Here is a 17,014-nt window from a genome sequence, read left to right as displayed (position 1 = left end):
CTGTACCAATCTGGGAAATGAGCCGGTTAATTTATTCGCATCAAATCCCCTGTTGCAGAAAAATGGGAGTAGGCTGGCGATGATTCAAACGCATTTGGAAAATCATCAACTATCGGTGGCCGTTTACTGCTACTAAAAATTATACGAAAAGCAGGCTTTCCTGGTTTTGCAAAAGTGACCATTAATTATCATTATCAGCACCCTGGGGTCTGTTTATGGCCTGAATTGTTCGTAATAAGGGTGGCTTGTTTGATAATTGTCAATTGCGACCACCTGAATCTTGTATAGCCGGCACTAAGAAACTTGCTGCGCCTTTTTAGTTGAGTCCGGTTGGACGTTGGATGTTTAAACCGCTTGATTGTCGCTTTGCTAAACAAACAGGCTGTTGGTCATCTTAACAACTTTTGGATGCTGTAGTAGGGTTTTTCCTTCGGAATTTTCTTTTTAGACTGCGATTGACTTTCCTGTTGCCTTATTAGATCACATAATAACGAGTAGACCGCTATGGGTAGTAAATGAACGGTTGTTCGTGTTCGTAGATCTACGCTTCGTGCAAGGTCTGCGATTGACTATTTAATATAACCAGAACTGGTCACAAGGTCGTCACCGTTCTTTTCCCAAATCCCCCTCTTTTTTTACCGAATCCCCCCGCCGCTGCAAAAACGCTGGTTCTATTTTGCGGATCTGTTGCTGTTTTGACGGCAGTTCCTGATTGCACCGTATTTAATAACCATAACGATAAACCTTGCGTATGAGTAAAAAGCGCTACGTGCTCCTATGGGGCCTATGGTGCCTGTCTGTGGTACAACTCCGTGCCCAGGCACCCAATCTTCCGGTGAAAGCCTCGCTTCAGCAAAACCTACTTTCCAACCGCTCCTTTACCAATGCCACCGCTGCTGACACCGTTTCGGTGTTTATGCCTTTGCCGCCGAGTTATACCCTCGAGGTGAAAGCGCGCGTGAATGCGGCCAGTGGCCGCGGGCTCGACCTCGAAGGCCGCAACTCGGCCATGCGTGGCTGGCGCCTGACGCTCGATCCCACCCATCTGCGCTATTCGGCACCGCTGGCTGCATCCCGTCCGATTACATTGTCGCGGGCAGCCGAACAGCACGTTTTCCGGATAGCCGTTCGCAACGATTCGGCCCATATCTACCAGAATGGCGCCTACATTGAAACCCAGCCGCTGTCAACGATCAAAGACATCGTGAACGGGGCCGAGGTCAATGATCCTCCATATGGCAGCAGCGCTTCGTTGTTGTCCAACTGGGCGGGTACGGCGCCTAACAATACGGGCCGCCCCACCGACTATGGCTGGGGCTACACCGGCGCTACGGTGTCTGGTTTCTTCAATGTAGCCAATGGCACCAGCGGTTCGCGTTATATGGACGTCAACGCCACCAGCAATACGCATACACTCGATGGCGGCGGCGCTTATATTGGCCGCATACTATACATCCGCTGGGATGGTGCACCTGTGCAGAGCATGGTGTATCATTACCCCGTAATCCTGGAAGCCAATACGGCGTATGATTTTTCGATGCTGCACGCTTATGTATCCAATGCCACCAGCGGCCGCAGCATCACTGTGGGGATCGGTAAAACGACCGCGGTCACCGACCGGTACGCTACCCATACCTTCGCCACCACTGGTACACGGGTGCTGAAACGGGAAAACTTTCTCTTCACCTCCCAGGAGGCGGGTACCTACTACCTGACGTTTACCGGCGACTGGGGGCTCTTCTCCATTGCCGAACTGGCCCTGCGAAAATTTTATGCCGAACCAAGATTCCTGTTTGGCAAGAACTATCCGGCAGGTGCAGTGAATATGGACATTAGTTCGGTTACCTACGAAGAAGGGGCCTATGCACCCGCTGCCATTGAAACCGGCGTAAGGCAAACGGTGTCGGTTACCGGGGCGACTGCTTCGTATATCACCAGCTTCAACACGCATTACGTCGTGGCTGGTAAAACCGATCTGCACCTCAATGGTAATTATACACCGATGGTCAACTCGACGGTGGCGCTCGATCATCCCGATGCGTGGCTTTTCTTCGACAATGTGAAACCCTCGCAGGTCGCTGCCAACTGGCTCGATCAGGTAACGATCAACGGAACGCCTGCTGCCGGTAATGCCAACCACCGGCTGGCCGTGTACAAGAATGGAACCGTGCTGATCCCCAACGGCAACCTCATCGCCAACGAGGCCTTGCAGGTATTTACGTCGCCGGGGCTGGCAGGCAATACCCGCTCTTTCAACGTGAATACTTACCACGATAGCCTGGCTACGTTCGACAACAGCGTTCGCTCATTCCGCTTGCGCCGGGGCTATATGGCTACGCTGGCCAACAACCCGGATGGCTCCGGCTATAGCCGCGTGTTCATTGCCAACGACAGTGATCTGGTGGTGAACACCATGCCGCAGGGACTCGATAATACCGTGTCCTTCATCCGGGTGTTTAAATGGAATTGGGTGTCGAAGAAAGGCTGGGCCGGTGGTGGCCTGCCGGTATCACTGACCAACTCCACCTGGTTCTATGACTGGAATATTGGTGGTACACCAACAGCCGATTATGATTATGCGTTGATCCGTCACAATGCCGGCTGGCCGGGCTGGGCCGATATCAACAGCAAGAACAATTCCAATACCTTGCTCGGTTTTAATGAGCCCGACCAGGCCGACCAGGCCAATATGTCTGTCGCTACCGCCATTCAGCAATGGCCGGAAATGATGAAGTCGGGATTGCGGATTGGTTCTCCCTCACCAGCCAATCCATCCAACAACTGGATAACTGATTTCCTCGCGAAATGTGATTCGCTCAACTACCGGGTCGATTTCGTGGCGGTACATTGTTATTGGAACAGTCGCACCCCGGCGCAATGGTACAGCGGACTAAAAGCGATCTATGATCGGGTAAAGCGTCCGTTATGGATCACGGAATGGAACAACGGCGCCAACTGGACGGGAGAGGCCTGGCCTTCGGACCCCACCGCGCAGTTCGAAAAACAATACAACGACCTCAAGGGGATCCTGGAAGTACTGGATACCACGTCGTTTGTAGAACGGTATTCCATCTACAACTGGGTAGAGAACAAACGGGCCATGGTGCTGGCAGATACGCTGACCAAGGCTGGTAAATACTATGCTGCCAACCGCTCCAATTTTGCCTATACGCCCGGACAGGCTTTTGTGCACAACTGGAAACTGGTGGCACCTCCGATCACCGGCGTGATCGATGAAGCAGATTACACCAAGGTAACCTTGGGATACAAAGACCTGAATGGAGAAACAGGTTCAGGCTATGTGCTGGAGCGTAAGCTGGACGGTTTAGATACGGCTTTTGTGGGCATCCATACTGACACGGGTTATGCAGCAGGCAGCGACCTTGTTTTTGTAGATAGTGTTGCCACGAAAGCAACTTATCGCATCAAAGCGATCGGTCGCGACGGTATTCAATTTGTCTACAGCGCCCCATACGTGGTGCAGCGCGACGCAACGCCGGTGCCGCCTTCGTCGCTCACAGGCGAGGTGCTGGCATCCAACCAGGTAAAGCTTGTCTGGAATACTGGTACCAATGTACGGTCTTACAACCTGAAAAGAGGTTTGTCTGCGGCAGGTCCCTTTGAGACCATCCTGGGCAGAACCAGTCAGCTCACTTATTTCGATTCGACACTCGCGTCTGCTACTACCTACTACTATGTGGTGACGACCCTCAACTCGGCGGGTGAAAGTGCTAACTCGACCGTACTGCCGCTAACGACGCAGCCACTGGTAGCGCCTGGTATGGTGGTGAAGCCGCGAATCGCTTCGGGCGACCGACGTATTACCCTCAGTTGGGATTTTATGTATGATGCTCGCTATGAAATACAACGGGCTGATGCTGTCAGTGGCTTGTATACAACCCTGGCTACAAATCTGAATGCAGTCCGGTACGCCGATACCAATGTCGTGAACGATCATACTTATCATTATAAGATCATTGCAGTCAATGCAGCTGGTACTGGTCCTGCTAGCAGTGAACTAGCGGGTATACCCATCTTTGGTCAGCACCTGCACATTGCATTCAATGAAGCAACCGGTTCGTTGGCTGAGGATGTTTGGGGTGCCTATCATGGTACATTGAATGCGGGAGCTGGCTGGGTAGCTGGTAAGGACAGTGCTACCGGTGGCGTGGGATTGACCGTTGCTGCCAAATCGTATGTACAATTGCCGGAAGGCGTGCTGCAAACCATCAACGACTTCACGATCGCGAGCTGGATCAAACTGCCCGCGAACCAGGCTAACAATACCCGGCTATTTGATTTTGGCAATGATGCCGGCACTTTCATGGTGCTGGTGCCCCGCATCAACAACAACCAGGTACGGTATAAGATCACCTGCCCCGCGGGTACCTACGACCGGTATATTCCTTACGCCATGCCCCTCAACGAGTGGGTGCATGTGGCGATCAGCCAGCAAGGGAATGTATTTAAGCTGTATGTAAATGGCCAGTTGCAATACCGGGATAGTGCTGCTACCGTAAAGCCGTCGCAGATGGGCAGTACCCGCAACAACTATTTTGGTCGCTCTCAATTCCCCAACGATCCATATTGTGATCACCAATATGATGATGCGCGCATCTATAGCTATGGCATGAACGATGCGGAAGTGGCACTGTTGGCCAATGGACAGGAGCCGCTTAAATACCAATTGATCACACTGGCTCCGATGGATGCCCGTCGCCCGGGCGATGCCGATTTCGTGGTCACAGCCAGTGCCAGTACCGGTTTACCGCTTACCTATACAAGCGCCGATACCAGCATTGCTGTTGTCGACGCCACCGGTACAGTAACGGTGAAGGCGGCAGGCAGCGCCCTCATCACCGCGCAGCAGGCTGGCAATGAACAATACCAGGAAGCCAGCGCCAGTCGACTATTGAATGTATTGCCGTATCACCTGCGGGTCGATCACCTCAACGGTAATGGCGCCAATACCACCGGCAATAGCCTTCGTCCTTACCTGAAACTGGTGAACCTCGATACGGTAGCCTTGTCGTATGGTGAGTTGACGGCCCGCTACTGGATCACGCCCGAAAACTACACCGGTATCAATACCTGGATCGACTATGCAACACTGGGCAATAAAGTGCAGGCGCAATACAAGTCACTGCCTATGCCCTACCTCGGTGCCTATGGATACATCGAGTATCGGTTTGATGCCAGTGCGGGTTTGTTGGCGGCAGGGGGCAATAGCGGCGTGATACAATCAAGGGCTGGCAATACCAACTGGGGGCTTTTTAGTGAAAGCGACGATCATTCTTATGCAGCCAATACCACCTATGCTTCGAACGAGCACATTACCGTATACCGCAATGGTCGGTTGATTGCAGGTACAGCACCATTAGCGGCGACCGCGCAGGTGAACCTGGCGGTGCTGGCTGCCAATAAGCAAGCTGGTAACAACAGCATCAGTGCCACGCTGATCATCAACAATACAGGCAATGTGGCGCTCGATTACAAAGACATCACGGTGCGTTACTGGTTTACCGCCGAGAGCAATGTGCCCTTGAACCGCTGGATCGACTACGCGCAGTTGGGCGCCAATAACGTCACGAGCACCTTTACCAGGTTGCCCGAACCACTGGCCGGTGCCGATGCCTACCTGGAATTGGGCTTCTCCGCTGCTGCCGGTCGTTTTTATCCTTTGTGTAATACGGGCAATATCCAGTTCCGGATCGCTAAGAACGATTGGGCTGTTTTCAATCAGGCAGACGATCACTCCTATACGATACCGGGTTCATTAGCACTCAATGAGCGGATCACTGTTTACTACAAAGGAGCGTTGATCGCTGGCGTGGAGCCATCCAATGCCTTGTTGACTGGTGGTACCACCCCGCGTGCCGGAGCACCTGCAGGAGCCTTATCAATCACGGGTATTTATCCCAACCCGGTGCGTGATCATGTCAACATCCGCGTGGACGGCGTAGGGACTGGTGCGCAGATCAGGTTGTTCAATGCGGTGGGGGTGTTGGTGACGCAGGCTACGCTCAAGGGAACGGCCTGTCAGTTACCGATGGGGCATCTGCCTGCCGGTGTGTACCAGCTGATCGTCAGCGATGGTGCCCACCAGGTGAGCCGGAAGCTCTTTAAAGAATAGTAGTTTATATGTTTATATAGCAATCAAAACCTCCCGTGTCTACGGGAGGTTTTTTTATGGCTATACTTACTTCGCGGGTGTGTTGGCTTTTAGCCATTCCTGCCGGCGCAGGTCGGGCAGGTGTGTCACGGTAAACTGTTCAAAAGTGGCTTCGAAGCCCTGTCCATCGGGCGAGGCAGCCATCAATCCTACCATGACGGGTGTATTGTCTTTGAGGGGCGCATTGCGGGTCATGGTGTAGGTCTTATCATCGTAGGAGAAGAAGATCTCCACGGCATCCAGTCTTCTGATGGCTTTGACCCAAATGAAGGGTGGTGCTTTTTCCAGCGGCATGACGCTCCAATCGCTGGTTTTATTCGTCACTACGGTGCTGACGTTGAATTTGCCATCCACGAATTCTATGCCGGTCTTGATATAGTTTTGCTCGTCGATCCGGATCATCAGTCCCATCTGGTCAAAGCGTGCTTTGTATTGGCCGGTCAACTTTACCTTCACTTCAAACTCTCCGCCATACGTGGCATAGTAAAAAGGTGCATCATCCACCGTAAAGCCATAATGAGAAATCCGCCAGTAATCGGTTTGCGGGGTGACGGATACTTTCAGGGCTTTGTCTTTGATACTCCATTTGGCAGGTTCATTGAACCATTGCATTTTTTCGAGGCTTTGGGCAGCTGCGGCCTGTGCGGTCAACAAGCCAGCCATGGCCACCCAACGGGATAACATTTTCATACTCAATGATGGTTATGGTGTAATTACTTAGTTTTACCGGCAACATGGACCTGCCAGCCGGTCTGTTTCTCGCGGCAAAACTACTGCCTGCCGGAACAGTGCCCAATGGTTAAAAACAGCCATTTCGCGGAGGGATTGAACAATCTGTACTATACACTCAATGATACGCTGCTGCTGCAGTCGTTTACCGGTGCTGCCGATGCCAATGGCTATTTGCAGCTGGGCCAGTCGGTCGCCCGGCTGTATGCTGGGATGGAAAATGCCATCAGTGTATTGAGTGATATGCATGCCAACAGAAGTTATATCTATCACAATGGTATTGCGGCCGAATGGGGCATGCCCGGTTTGCAGGACGGGCAGGTGATAGAATCGATCTGGGAGCGTGAGTTGCTCGATCGCATACATCCGGACGACCTGCTGGTTAAGCACAGCCTGGAATTGCAATTCTTTCACCTGATGAAAAAGTTGCCTGTCGGGGAGCGATCCGATTACCAATTGATATGTCGCCTGCGTATGCAGGATTGTAATGGCCAGTACCGGGCCATACGTCACCGCCTGTTCTATATATCCGGTGCCGATGATGGCAGTATCCGCCTGGCCTTGTGCCTGTATACGCTGTATATGGAAGCCAGCCACCTGGAACCGGCAGAGGGATTGATCGTGAATACACGCCGTGGCAGGGTCGTGGAAACGGGTAAAGAGCAGGTGTACAGCTTGCTGAGCTGGCGTGAGAAGGAAGTGCTTTCCTTGATCCGGGAAGGGAGCAGGAGTAAGGAGATCGCCGCGAAACTATCCATCAGCCAGCATACCGTTAACCGGCACCGGCAGAATATCTTCGAGAAGCTGCAGGTGTCCAATTCATTGGAAGCCTGTAAGATCGCCGAGCGCATGGGGTTGATTTAAACGGCGGATGGTCGATATTGCGGATGGGAATTAAAGATTGGATAGCCGGGAATTGTGGAATATCGTAGTTTCAAGCAACAACTCACGATATGCGACCAGCCGTATTATTATCTGCTATAGTTTTTGTTACGACCATCACGTTGTTAACGGCCTGCACCAAAGATCCCGAGGTGCAAACAACCGGAACGCCCACCTTTACTGATTCGATAGCCCTGGTTCAGGCGGACTGGAAGGTTGTAAAAGATTCCTCCACCAACATTGGAAATTATTTTTTTATAGAGAATGGGTTGACCTTATATCCCACGCCCGGTGTATATATGGGTAAGTCGGAGGATTATTGGAAGTTCAATAGTACGGGTGCGGTAGTCGTTCACGCCAATCAAAATACGTATAGCTCCACTTATGAGCTGTTTACCAACAACCGCCTGGTGGTAAAAGATATGCTGGTACATGATACGGCCCGGATCGTTACGTTGACGGCCAATGCCTTTACTTTTCAGTGGTCGAAGGTAGGCGCTAATGGCGGGCAGTATTTCCGGCGTGTGTACCTCAGCAAATGATTCTACGATAGCTTGTATAAAAAGAAAATGCCTCCTGTAATAACGGGAGGCATTGTTGTATGCAGGTATTGCTTATTGCGGTAGCTCCGGTGCAAATGGCCGGCGAACGGGGGTACTGATCGCTAACATGCCTGTTCACTCCCTGCCAGTACAGTTATGTTACCTATGCTTATGAAGGGAATTCACCCAACTACAAGTGGGCTAATTATTATCATACAGATCCTTCCGCCGCGAATACAAAAGCCACTGCACCAGGCGAACCAGAGATCAAGGTCGAATTACCTACGACAACAAAGACAATCCCTACACTACCTGGCGTAATATGCGGGTGGTGCCGACGACGACCAATGAATTGTTTGGATTGCTGTTGTTTGAACCCATTGCAGCCAACAATCCCGTGAAGATTAGCTTTTATGGCAGAACCGATTCAGGTTATGTCCGCTTCCATGACCAGGAGTACCGCGATATGAAGTATGAAAAGAAGCTACCTGTTTCGTACACGTTGTGGACGCGTAACAATGCCAATGGAGCCATTGGCCCCTGGATACAGTATCCAAACTACAACACCTACTACAAATTGAGATGGTAATGAAGGTTGGGAGGTCCCGGTAAAGGCCGGGACCTTTTTATGTACCCAGAAAAGTTCTGGCGCAAGGCCGCATACCACTAATAGGTAAACTATTTGTGGTGTCTTTAGAAAATACCACGAATTGGGTATTGGCGCTTTAAATAGTTTCGTAGACATTTGATGAAATATTGAATTTCTCATACCTTTTCCTTTCCCAGCTCTGATACGTAGATAACCCAGTTACAATCCATCCGACTCCCTCTGAAACTATCATTCACTGATCATTTGCACTGGTATCATCCGAAGTAAACATCCATTTGTTCGTACAGGTCGTTTATGCCTGTATAGCTGCTACGTTCCTGTATTGCTGTAGGGGAGCATCATTGCTTCCATGCTGAACACCTGCTGATTGCAGGTGGCAGGATGCGTTTTTCTATTTCGAAACGAAAAATTACAATGGGCCCTTTCATTGCCTTTCTGAAAAAAGACCTGAACACGTTTATCTCGAATAAAATTGGGACCAACGGTGATTTCGTCGTTGCTGCCAATCTCAATAATATCATCGACGATAAAAATGCAGCAGCCGACAAGATTGTGATCAGCATCGTCAGTATCGAAGAAGATAAGATGTTGAAAGCGCCCGATAATTACGTGAAGGTGAACAATGAGATCACGTATCGTAAACCTCCGGTTTGGCTCAATATTATTTGTCTGTTTACTTTTTATACCAAGGATACGGAGTCTTACCAGGGCATCGATATGCTGGAGAATGTGGTGCAGTATTTTCAAAGCAAGCCCCGCATCGATAAAACATCGGCGGTAGTACCCGGTAATTATCCTCCCGGTCTGGAAGAAGTACGTGCCGAATTCGTTTCGCTGAATTACGAACAAACGAATGATCTCTGGGGCCTCTTTGGCGGAAAGTATCACCCCTCGGTGGTGTACAAATTCAAGACCATACCTGTAGACAATGCCGACATAACGCCCGGCGGCCCGCCGATCGAAGAGACCAAGGTCAATGCCCTCCACAAAAAGAATTAACCGACGTGAAGAAATTAACGCCCATATTAACACTCTTTCATACAGCCAATTTCCTGGAAGAAGGAAATAATGCCGGTAATGTGATCGACTATACGAGTGGTCGCCACTTTGTGCTGGAACCCGTTGCAGATCTGGCGGAGCGTATGAGTCAATTGGGTGGCTATATCGATCAAACCGATCATTATACCCGGCTGCTGGTCTCTTACGAGTTTAACGGCGGTGCTCCTCTAACGCCGCTCGCGAAATTACCGGCAGTCTTGTCATTTTATCTCACCGCGCCCCATATGGAAAAGATAAGGCCCAGCGGGCTGCCTTTCAACAATCGGCTATTGGTAGTAAAGCCTCTATTGCCGGCAGTGAACTATGTCTTCCGGAAAAAGACGGTGGCCTGTCTGCCTTGTGGAGCAGCGGCCGAATTGGCAGCGGGTGACCTGCTGCCTTATATACCAACCAACGTTACCGTAGCCGGCATTCGATCGTTGATGCAACAGCCACTGGAAAAAGGGACAAAGACACTGGACGTGAAAGTGACCATCGCTGGCAACGCTTACCCCCTCGTAAAAGACGAAGACCTGAAAGCCATACACAACGCGTTGTACGAACAACGTTTCAAGACCATTGCCCTCTCCTTCAACCGGCAAAGTGACAACAGCGCGTTGGCCAGTTTTCCAAAGATTGTGGTCACGGACGGGGCTATGCCGGTCAATACGCTGGGGGTGGTCAATATCCCGCAGGGCAACCTCGCCGTTACGGAAACGGAAGCCGGCAAGTATAGCGAGATCAATAATTTCATTGTTCACTTCCCGTCATTTCAGACCACGATCAACCTGACGTTAAATGTGCCTACTTACGACGCTGGCTCCAAACTAATGCTCGATGGGGTAGAGATTGTGGGCGCTGTAGCAGTACCGCATCCGCAAATGCCCAATTATAAACGTGTCACCGGCACGGTCAACAATTACAGGGTATACCTCTATAAATCGAAGCTGGTGTCGATCGAAAACGGCAGTAAGAAGAAATATACTCCGATAGACCCGATGAACAACTACAACGCCGCTACCAACACGTCAACAATTACCATCAACAAATAAATTTCTAAAGCTAAAAAAAACAATATGGCATTTAGTTATAAAACTCCCGGTGTATACCTGGAAGAAATCGTAAAGCTGCCACCTTCCGTGGCTTCGGTAGAAACCGCCATTCCCTGCTTTTTCGGGGTGACCCAAAAAGCTACAGAGGTGAAAGATGGCGATTTGACCGGTATGTCGTATAAGATCGGCTCCCTGGCCGATTACGAACTGTACTATGGTATGCCCGATGTGGTCAAAGCCCAGGTAACGGTAAAGCTGAACCTGCCGGCCGAGGCCCAATTGTCTGCCAACTATCTCAATGTGATGTATTACGCCGTAAAACACTATTTTGACAATGGTGGCGGCCCCTGTTATATACATTCAATTGGCGCCTATGCCCGCACAGGCATCGATGTCAACACCTACAAAGCCGAATTGCTGAAATTGGACCTGGTCGATGAAGTGACCCTCATCGTATTCCCGGATCTCTGGGCGCTTACAAACAAAGACCAGTATTATGATGTGTACAATGCTGCCTTGCAGAAAGTCGCTTCGCTGCAGGATAAATTCGTCATCATCGATGTAAACCGCGAACTCACCAGTAACAAAGTGTCACCGGTAAAGTCAAAAACAGAGTTCCGCAATACCATCTCCAATAATATCGACAGCATTAAATACGGCGCGGCTTATTTCCCGCACCTGGTGACTACTTATACCTACGATTTCAATTCGGCCAGTATTACCATGACGTTTGCAGCAGATGTGCTTGCCGCCAATGCCGCCACCAACCTGCTCAATACGCTTGATTATAAATCGGCTAAAGACATGTTTACGGTCAATAGCGTAGTAGCGGCGTTCAATGATGAATACTTCAAGAATATCAGTGTAGAGGCTTATGCCAGCAAGATCAGCGATATCAACAGCCGCAAGAATTCGGTTTTGTCGTACTATTCGACAGCTGACCAACAATCGTTGACAGACAAAACCAAACTAGTGACGGACCTGATCAAAACACAAGCGGACGCAGCCATTGCGGCAGCTAAGACGAAATTTGATCTGATAGAAACAGCCGCCAAAGAGAAGACCAACCTGCTCACACAACTTCAGGATAAAGTAAAGGCGTTGTTTGGCGCGTTACCGGCGCCTGTCATCGCCCAATTGAAAGCGGCTCCCAAGAACGTCGATGATACAGACTACGCCAAGCTTAACACCACTTTCCTGTCCAAGATCAATCCTTTCTTCAATTCCATTTTCGAAGCCAGGCTCAAAGAAGCTTTCAATAATATTCCGCTCTTGTTACCTGCTTCGCCCGCTATGGCAGGCGTGTATGCGGCTGTCGACAGAACCCGTGGCGTATGGAAAGCGCCGGCCAATGTATCGCTCAATGCGGTGGCCAAACCGGAAGTGTTACTGAGTGATCTCGATCAGGAAGACTTCAACGTAGATGCTGAGAATGGAAAGTCCATCAACTGTATCCGCGAGTTTGTAGGCCGTGGCAAGTTGGTATGGGGTGCACGTACCCTGGCGGGCAACAACAACGAATGGCGGTACATCAATGTGCGCCGCTTCTTCAATATGGTGGAAGAAAGTTGCCAGAATGCTGCGCGCCAGTTTGTGTTTGAACCCAATGATGCCAATACCTGGATCAGGGTGAAAGGCATGATCGACAATTACCTGACGGTATTGTGGAGAGACGGTGCCCTGCAGGGAGCGAAGCCCGAACACGCTTTTTATACAGCAGTAGGACTCAACCAAACCATGACAGCCGATGATGTACTGAACGGATTGCTGATCGTAGAGATTGGTTTGGCGGTGGTGCGTCCCGCTGAGTTCATCGTGTTGCGCTTCTCCCACAAAATGGCTACTTCTTAATCCAGGATCGAAAAACGTTTGCCGGACCGGGTAGCAGCCCGGCTGATCCGGGCCGGCAGTTAAACACATAAATCACTTTATCATGGCAAATTATCCACTCCCAAAATTTCACTTCCGGGTGGAATGGGGCGGTTCAAAAATTGGCTTTACAGAGGTTACCGGTTTGAATATCGAAAATGAAATGATCGAGTACCGCGACGGTTCCAGTCCCGAGTACCATAAGATTAAAATGCCGGGGCTGCAGAAATATGGCAACGTGACGCTCAAACGCGGCATGTTCACCAGTGACAACGAATTCTTCCAATGGCTCAACAGTGTTTCGCTGAGCAAGATCGACCGTCGCGATATCACCATCTCACTACTCAATGAGAACCACGAGCCGGTATACATCTGGCGCCTGAAACAGGCCTGGCCTACCAAGGTAACAGCACCCGACCTGAAGAGCGATGCCAATGAAGTGGCTGTTGAAACCATCGAACTGGCCCATGAAGGATTGGTGATCGAAGCCGTATAAAACCTACACTATGACCCGTTATCCACCAGTAGGTTTTTCCTTTTGGGTAAGCTTCGAGATCAGCAGCGAACCCATCGATATTGCGTTCCAGGACGTGGCGGGTATTGGCATGGAACTACAGACCGAAGATATTGTGGAGGGTGGAGAGAATCGCTTTACCCAAAAACTGCCTACCCGCGCCAATTATACGCCGCTGGTATTGAAACGGGGATTGGCCGTGCAATCGGCCCTCACCAATTGGGTCAGGGATGCCGTAGAGAACCTGTCGATACAACCCACTTCCATCATCGTGGCCCTGCTCAATGAAAAGAAAGAGCCACTGATGGCGTACAGGTTCATGAATGCCTATCCGCTCAAGTGGAGCATATCCAATTTCAATGCAGAAAGCAGTACCCTGGTGATCGAGTCGCTGGAGTTGTACTATCAGTATTTCAAAATCATCAACTCATAAGATGCCCATTATCATTCACGAGATTGTGATCACCACCAACATCGACCGCAATGGCCCATCGGCAACGGCGCCTGCGCAGGCCGCAGAACCTGTGTCGGTAGAAGAGGTGGTGAAGCAAACGGTAGAACGGGTAATGGAGATCCTCGAGGAGAAAAAACAACGCTGAGCAATATGTCTTTACTGAAAATGACCTTACTCGCGTTCAAGAGTTTCGACAATCCGGCCGATCTGCTGAAGCCCAGGATCTTCACTGCCATGTTTAACCCGGCCAGTTACAAGGTGGAGTACAACTTCACCAAAGACCGGAAAGAAACGGCCGGCGATGCGGCTCCCACGGCACCGGTGTACGCCATCAGTTTGCGTAAAATGTCGTTCGACTTTCTGATCGACGGCACGGGCGCCAACGGCGATCAGCGGATCGTGTTACTGGAAACAAGGAAGTTTGGTTCGGTGGTGATGCCCGAGCAAAAGGCCTTGCTCGATTTCAACGTCGGAAAGGATTCGAAACTGTCGCTGCCCAAGCTCCTCCTCGTATGGGGCACTTTTATGTTTACCTGCGAGATCGAGACCTATTCCGTAAACTATACCCTTTTTAGCCAGTTGGGCATTCCTTTGCGGGCCACGATCTCCGCCACCTTCAATGAGATCATTGCCAAGCCGAAGATCGATATACTGGATTCGTTTGAGGTACCGGAAGCAGTAGAAACCATCTCTAATGTGGCCAGTTTTCTGAGCACTGCCTTTACGGCCACCAACAGCGTGGTGCAGGCAGTAAACATGGCACGCACGGAAGACCTGAATAGTCTACGCCAACATATAACCATCAAGTAATGCCGTTAACAGACCTTTTACCCGCCATCGATTACAGTCAGTACACCTGCCATGTTTACGTGAACAACCAACCTTTGTCGGATGACTTCCAGCTGATATCGATGCAGGTAAAGCAAGGTTATCAATACATTTCTTCGGCGCATATCGTTTACAAGCATTCAGCCGATCTCGGTACCGGCGGCCTGCCCAACCCCTTCGGGGCGGGGTTGCCCACGGCGGGATCACCCATTGCTGTAAAGGCGAAACTGGACTTTGACGAGATCGTATTGTTTGAGGGACATATCGTCCGGCATAAGTTCAAGAACTCAGTGCATGGTACACGGTTTCAGGTAGTGGCCAAGACAAAAGCCGTCAATATGGCGCTGAGCACGGCCACGGAAGTCTATGCCAAACAATCGGACAAAGAGGTTATCGATGCCATCGTATCGAAAAATGGCGGCACGCTGAGCACCAGCCACCTGACTACCCAGTTTATGGTCAAGCATACACAGCTGGTAAAGAATGGTATGAACGACTGGGACTTCATCAACGTGCGTGCGGAAGCCAACGGTTGTTTCGTGTTTACCGAAAAAGACACCGTCACCATCGATAAGCCAACGCAGGAGTTTGATCCTACTAAAGTCATCACCGCTACCTATGGCAGCAATGTATATGAAATAGAGATCGAACAGGACGAGCGGAAATACCAGGTGGAAAAAGAACTGATCAGCTTCAACCTGAGCTCCCTCGAAACGGAGGTGACGGAAGAAGAGAGCGCCATGCCTTCTGCGGCCCCGGCTACGGTGAAGGGGAAATTCGCTGATATCAACTACCGTACCTACAATGATATGGAGTGCAGCGACCTGGTGAATGCGGCTACCCAGTTGAAGACCTTGTCGCAACACAACGGCATGGTACGCATCAAGGCGAACCTGACGGCCCGCCCTGGGGGCACCATCGAGATCAAGGGATTTAACGAGGTCGTAGATGGAAAATTCATTATTACATCCGTATTACAGGATTACAGTGAAGGTGGCTTTACGAGTTATATACAGTTTGGTCTCAACTGCGAGTCATACGCCTGCAAGTACGATCTGCAACCCGCGCATAGCCGTCCGGTAGTGCTGACGGGTATCGTGGAGCAATTGCAGGATGATCCGGACAACCTCAACCGCATCAAGGTAAAGATCGCCAGCTGGAAAGATGCGCAGGAGCCCTTGTGGGCACGCCTTTCGACCTTGTACGCCGGCGACCAGCATGGGCTGGTATTGTTGCCGGAAATCGGTGATGAGGTCGTAATAGCGTTTATCGGTAACGACTTCGATGTGCCCGTGATCCTGGGCTCTGCCTTCAGTCCGAAGTTTGTACCCCATACCGAATTCAAAGACGATAACTACGATAAGGTGTTGCTGACTAAAAAGGGGATGAAGTGGGCCTGGAACGACGAGAAAGCGATCCACGAAATATCTACTCCGGGCGGCAACAAGATCGTGATCTCGGAAGACGAGAAATCGATTACCATACAAGACCAGAACTCGAACAAGATCGTGATGAACGACAGCGAGATCAACCTCACCGGTACCAAAGACATTGTGATCAAGGCCAACGCCAATGTGAAGATCGATGGCGCGGCGGTAGAGTTGAACGCAACAGGCAATATCAAATTAAAAGGCTCCATGGTTTTCATCAACTAGAGCGTATGCCAGCAGCAGGAAGAATAACAGATGTTACCGCCGATGGCATCGTAACCGGTGCAGGCGCCCCCACGGTGCTGATCGGTAATTTACCGGCAGCGGTAGCAGGCGATATCAGTACCCCCTCCTCGGGCAATGTACCGGGGCCCTTCACGATGGGCAGTACAACAGTCATGATCGGCGGCAAGCCCGCCATCAGGGTGGGGGATACGCCCGGCAACGGATCGGCGATCACCGTGGGCTTACCAACCGTTCAAATTGGATAACTATGAACATCGACAAAGAAATCATTGGCACTGGCTGGGCTTTTCCCCCGCATTTCGATCCCGATAGCAATACGACGGCGATGGCGTCGGGGGTGGAAGACATCAACCAAAGCCTGTATATATTATTTACGACCGAACTGGGTGAACGGGTGATGCAGCCCAACTACGGTACGGCTATGAAATCGATGATCTTCGAGAGTATCAACGAACATTTCAAATCGTATATGAAGCTGGTGTTGGTAAGGAGTGTGGCCCTATATGAACCCAGGATCAGGCCACTGACCATGGACTTTGTGGCTGACGAAACCCTCGAGGGCCGCTACCTGATGATACTGGACTATATGATCTTATCCGACCGGCAACGCCACAATTTCATATTCCCCTTTTACTTAAACGCTTAATG

General features: G+C 50.6%; 15 protein-coding genes. 14 read left to right on the top strand and 1 reads right to left on the bottom strand.

Annotated features, from left to right (window positions below; all coding sequences use genetic code 11):
• Window positions 1-751: 751 nt before the first annotated feature.
• Window positions 752-6,133 carry a cellulose binding domain-containing protein gene (locus P2W70_RS27830; RefSeq protein WP_276484840.1) on the top strand — a complete coding sequence of 1,794 codons (5,382 nt, stop codon included), beginning with the start codon at window positions 752-754 and terminating at the stop codon, window positions 6,131-6,133.
• 66 nt (window positions 6,134-6,199) lie between these two features.
• Here P2W70_RS27830 and P2W70_RS27825 read toward each other — a convergent pair whose 3' ends face one another.
• Entirely contained in the window at window positions 6,200-6,862 is a 663-nt protein-coding gene (locus tag P2W70_RS27825) for a DUF1349 domain-containing protein (protein ID WP_276484839.1), read from the bottom strand.
• A gap of 105 nt (window positions 6,863-6,967) precedes the next feature.
• On the opposite strand from P2W70_RS27825, the gene P2W70_RS27820 reads away from it, so the two are divergent.
• From P2W70_RS27820 to P2W70_RS27760, 13 genes are all read left to right on the top strand, one after another.
• The gene (locus P2W70_RS27820; RefSeq protein ID WP_276484838.1) at window positions 6,968-7,765 is read left to right on the top strand and encodes a response regulator transcription factor; all 798 of its coding nucleotides are present in this window, start codon (window positions 6,968-6,970) and stop codon (window positions 7,763-7,765) included.
• Between the two features lie 89 nt (window positions 7,766-7,854).
• Window positions 7,855-8,325: a TopoII/MutL transducer domain-containing protein gene (locus tag P2W70_RS27815; RefSeq protein ID WP_276484837.1), complete on the top strand. Its 471-nt coding sequence runs from the start codon at window positions 7,855-7,857 to the stop codon at window positions 8,323-8,325.
• Between the two features lie 322 nt (window positions 8,326-8,647).
• A complete protein-coding gene (locus P2W70_RS27810) occupies window positions 8,648-8,914 on the top strand; it encodes a hypothetical protein (protein WP_276484836.1) in 267 nt (88 codons plus the stop codon).
• Between the two features lie 435 nt (window positions 8,915-9,349).
• Window positions 9,350-9,934, top strand: a complete 585-nt coding sequence (locus P2W70_RS27805) for a Pvc16 family protein (RefSeq protein WP_276484835.1) — start codon at window positions 9,350-9,352, stop codon at window positions 9,932-9,934.
• A gap of 5 nt (window positions 9,935-9,939) precedes the next feature.
• Window positions 9,940-11,025 carry a hypothetical protein gene (locus P2W70_RS27800; RefSeq protein WP_276484834.1) on the top strand — a complete coding sequence of 362 codons (1,086 nt, stop codon included), beginning with the start codon at window positions 9,940-9,942 and terminating at the stop codon, window positions 11,023-11,025.
• 24 nt (window positions 11,026-11,049) lie between these two features.
• Window positions 11,050-12,876: a phage tail sheath family protein gene (locus P2W70_RS27795; protein ID WP_276484833.1), complete on the top strand. Its 1,827-nt coding sequence runs from the start codon at window positions 11,050-11,052 to the stop codon at window positions 12,874-12,876.
• A gap of 82 nt (window positions 12,877-12,958) precedes the next feature.
• Window positions 12,959-13,390 (top strand): phage tail protein, encoded by a 432-nt coding sequence (locus tag P2W70_RS27790; protein WP_276484832.1) that lies wholly within the window; start codon window positions 12,959-12,961, stop codon window positions 13,388-13,390.
• Between the two features lie 10 nt (window positions 13,391-13,400).
• The gene (locus tag P2W70_RS27785) at window positions 13,401-13,841 is read left to right on the top strand and encodes a phage tail protein (RefSeq protein ID WP_276484831.1); all 441 of its coding nucleotides are present in this window, start codon (window positions 13,401-13,403) and stop codon (window positions 13,839-13,841) included.
• Between the two features lies 1 nt (window position 13,842).
• Window positions 13,843-14,007, top strand: a complete 165-nt coding sequence (locus P2W70_RS27780; protein WP_276484830.1) for a DUF5908 family protein — start codon at window positions 13,843-13,845, stop codon at window positions 14,005-14,007.
• 5 nt (window positions 14,008-14,012) lie between these two features.
• A complete protein-coding gene (locus P2W70_RS27775) occupies window positions 14,013-14,672 on the top strand; it encodes a CIS tube protein (protein WP_276484829.1) in 660 nt (219 codons plus the stop codon).
• Window positions 14,672-16,345 (top strand): phage baseplate assembly protein V, encoded by a 1,674-nt coding sequence (locus tag P2W70_RS27770; protein WP_276484828.1) that lies wholly within the window; start codon window positions 14,672-14,674, stop codon window positions 16,343-16,345. Before P2W70_RS27775 ends, P2W70_RS27770 begins: the two co-directional genes overlap by 1 nt.
• A gap of 5 nt (window positions 16,346-16,350) precedes the next feature.
• The gene (locus tag P2W70_RS27765; RefSeq protein WP_276484827.1) at window positions 16,351-16,611 is read left to right on the top strand and encodes a PAAR domain-containing protein; all 261 of its coding nucleotides are present in this window, start codon (window positions 16,351-16,353) and stop codon (window positions 16,609-16,611) included.
• Between the two features lie 2 nt (window positions 16,612-16,613).
• Window positions 16,614-17,012 (top strand): GPW/gp25 family protein, encoded by a 399-nt coding sequence (locus tag P2W70_RS27760; RefSeq protein ID WP_276484826.1) that lies wholly within the window; start codon window positions 16,614-16,616, stop codon window positions 17,010-17,012.
• The last annotated feature ends 2 nt before the right edge of the window (window positions 17,013-17,014 follow it).

This window comes from Paraflavitalea pollutisoli (assembly GCF_029360705.1).
Classification (GTDB): domain Bacteria; phylum Bacteroidota; class Bacteroidia; order Chitinophagales; family Chitinophagaceae; genus Paraflavitalea; species Paraflavitalea pollutisoli.
Note: the sequence above shows the minus strand (reverse complement) of the source record. Positions and strands in the feature narration are given on the sequence as shown.

Bases quoted from the DNA above. Each gene is read 5' to 3' on its own strand.
- P2W70_RS27830 (WP_276484840.1), top strand. From the start codon at position 752: ATGAGTAAAAAGCGCTACGTGCTCCTATGGGGCCTATGGTGCCTGTCT.
- P2W70_RS27825 (WP_276484839.1), bottom strand. From the start codon at position 6,862: ATGAAAATGTTATCCCGTTGGGTGGCCATGGCTGGCTTGTTGACCGCA.
- P2W70_RS27820 (WP_276484838.1), top strand. From the start codon at position 6,968: ATGGTTAAAAACAGCCATTTCGCGGAGGGATTGAACAATCTGTACTAT.
- P2W70_RS27815 (WP_276484837.1), top strand. From the start codon at position 7,855: ATGCGACCAGCCGTATTATTATCTGCTATAGTTTTTGTTACGACCATC.
- P2W70_RS27810 (WP_276484836.1), top strand. From the start codon at position 8,648: ATGCGGGTGGTGCCGACGACGACCAATGAATTGTTTGGATTGCTGTTG.
- P2W70_RS27805 (WP_276484835.1), top strand. From the start codon at position 9,350: ATGGGCCCTTTCATTGCCTTTCTGAAAAAAGACCTGAACACGTTTATC.
- P2W70_RS27795 (WP_276484833.1), top strand. From the start codon at position 11,050: ATGGCATTTAGTTATAAAACTCCCGGTGTATACCTGGAAGAAATCGTA.
- P2W70_RS27790 (WP_276484832.1), top strand. From the start codon at position 12,959: ATGGCAAATTATCCACTCCCAAAATTTCACTTCCGGGTGGAATGGGGC.
- P2W70_RS27785 (WP_276484831.1), top strand. From the start codon at position 13,401: ATGACCCGTTATCCACCAGTAGGTTTTTCCTTTTGGGTAAGCTTCGAG.
- P2W70_RS27780 (WP_276484830.1), top strand. From the start codon at position 13,843: ATGCCCATTATCATTCACGAGATTGTGATCACCACCAACATCGACCGC.
- P2W70_RS27775 (WP_276484829.1), top strand. From the start codon at position 14,013: ATGTCTTTACTGAAAATGACCTTACTCGCGTTCAAGAGTTTCGACAAT.
- P2W70_RS27770 (WP_276484828.1), top strand. From the start codon at position 14,672: ATGCCGTTAACAGACCTTTTACCCGCCATCGATTACAGTCAGTACACC.
- P2W70_RS27765 (WP_276484827.1), top strand. From the start codon at position 16,351: ATGCCAGCAGCAGGAAGAATAACAGATGTTACCGCCGATGGCATCGTA.
- P2W70_RS27760 (WP_276484826.1), top strand. From the start codon at position 16,614: ATGAACATCGACAAAGAAATCATTGGCACTGGCTGGGCTTTTCCCCCG.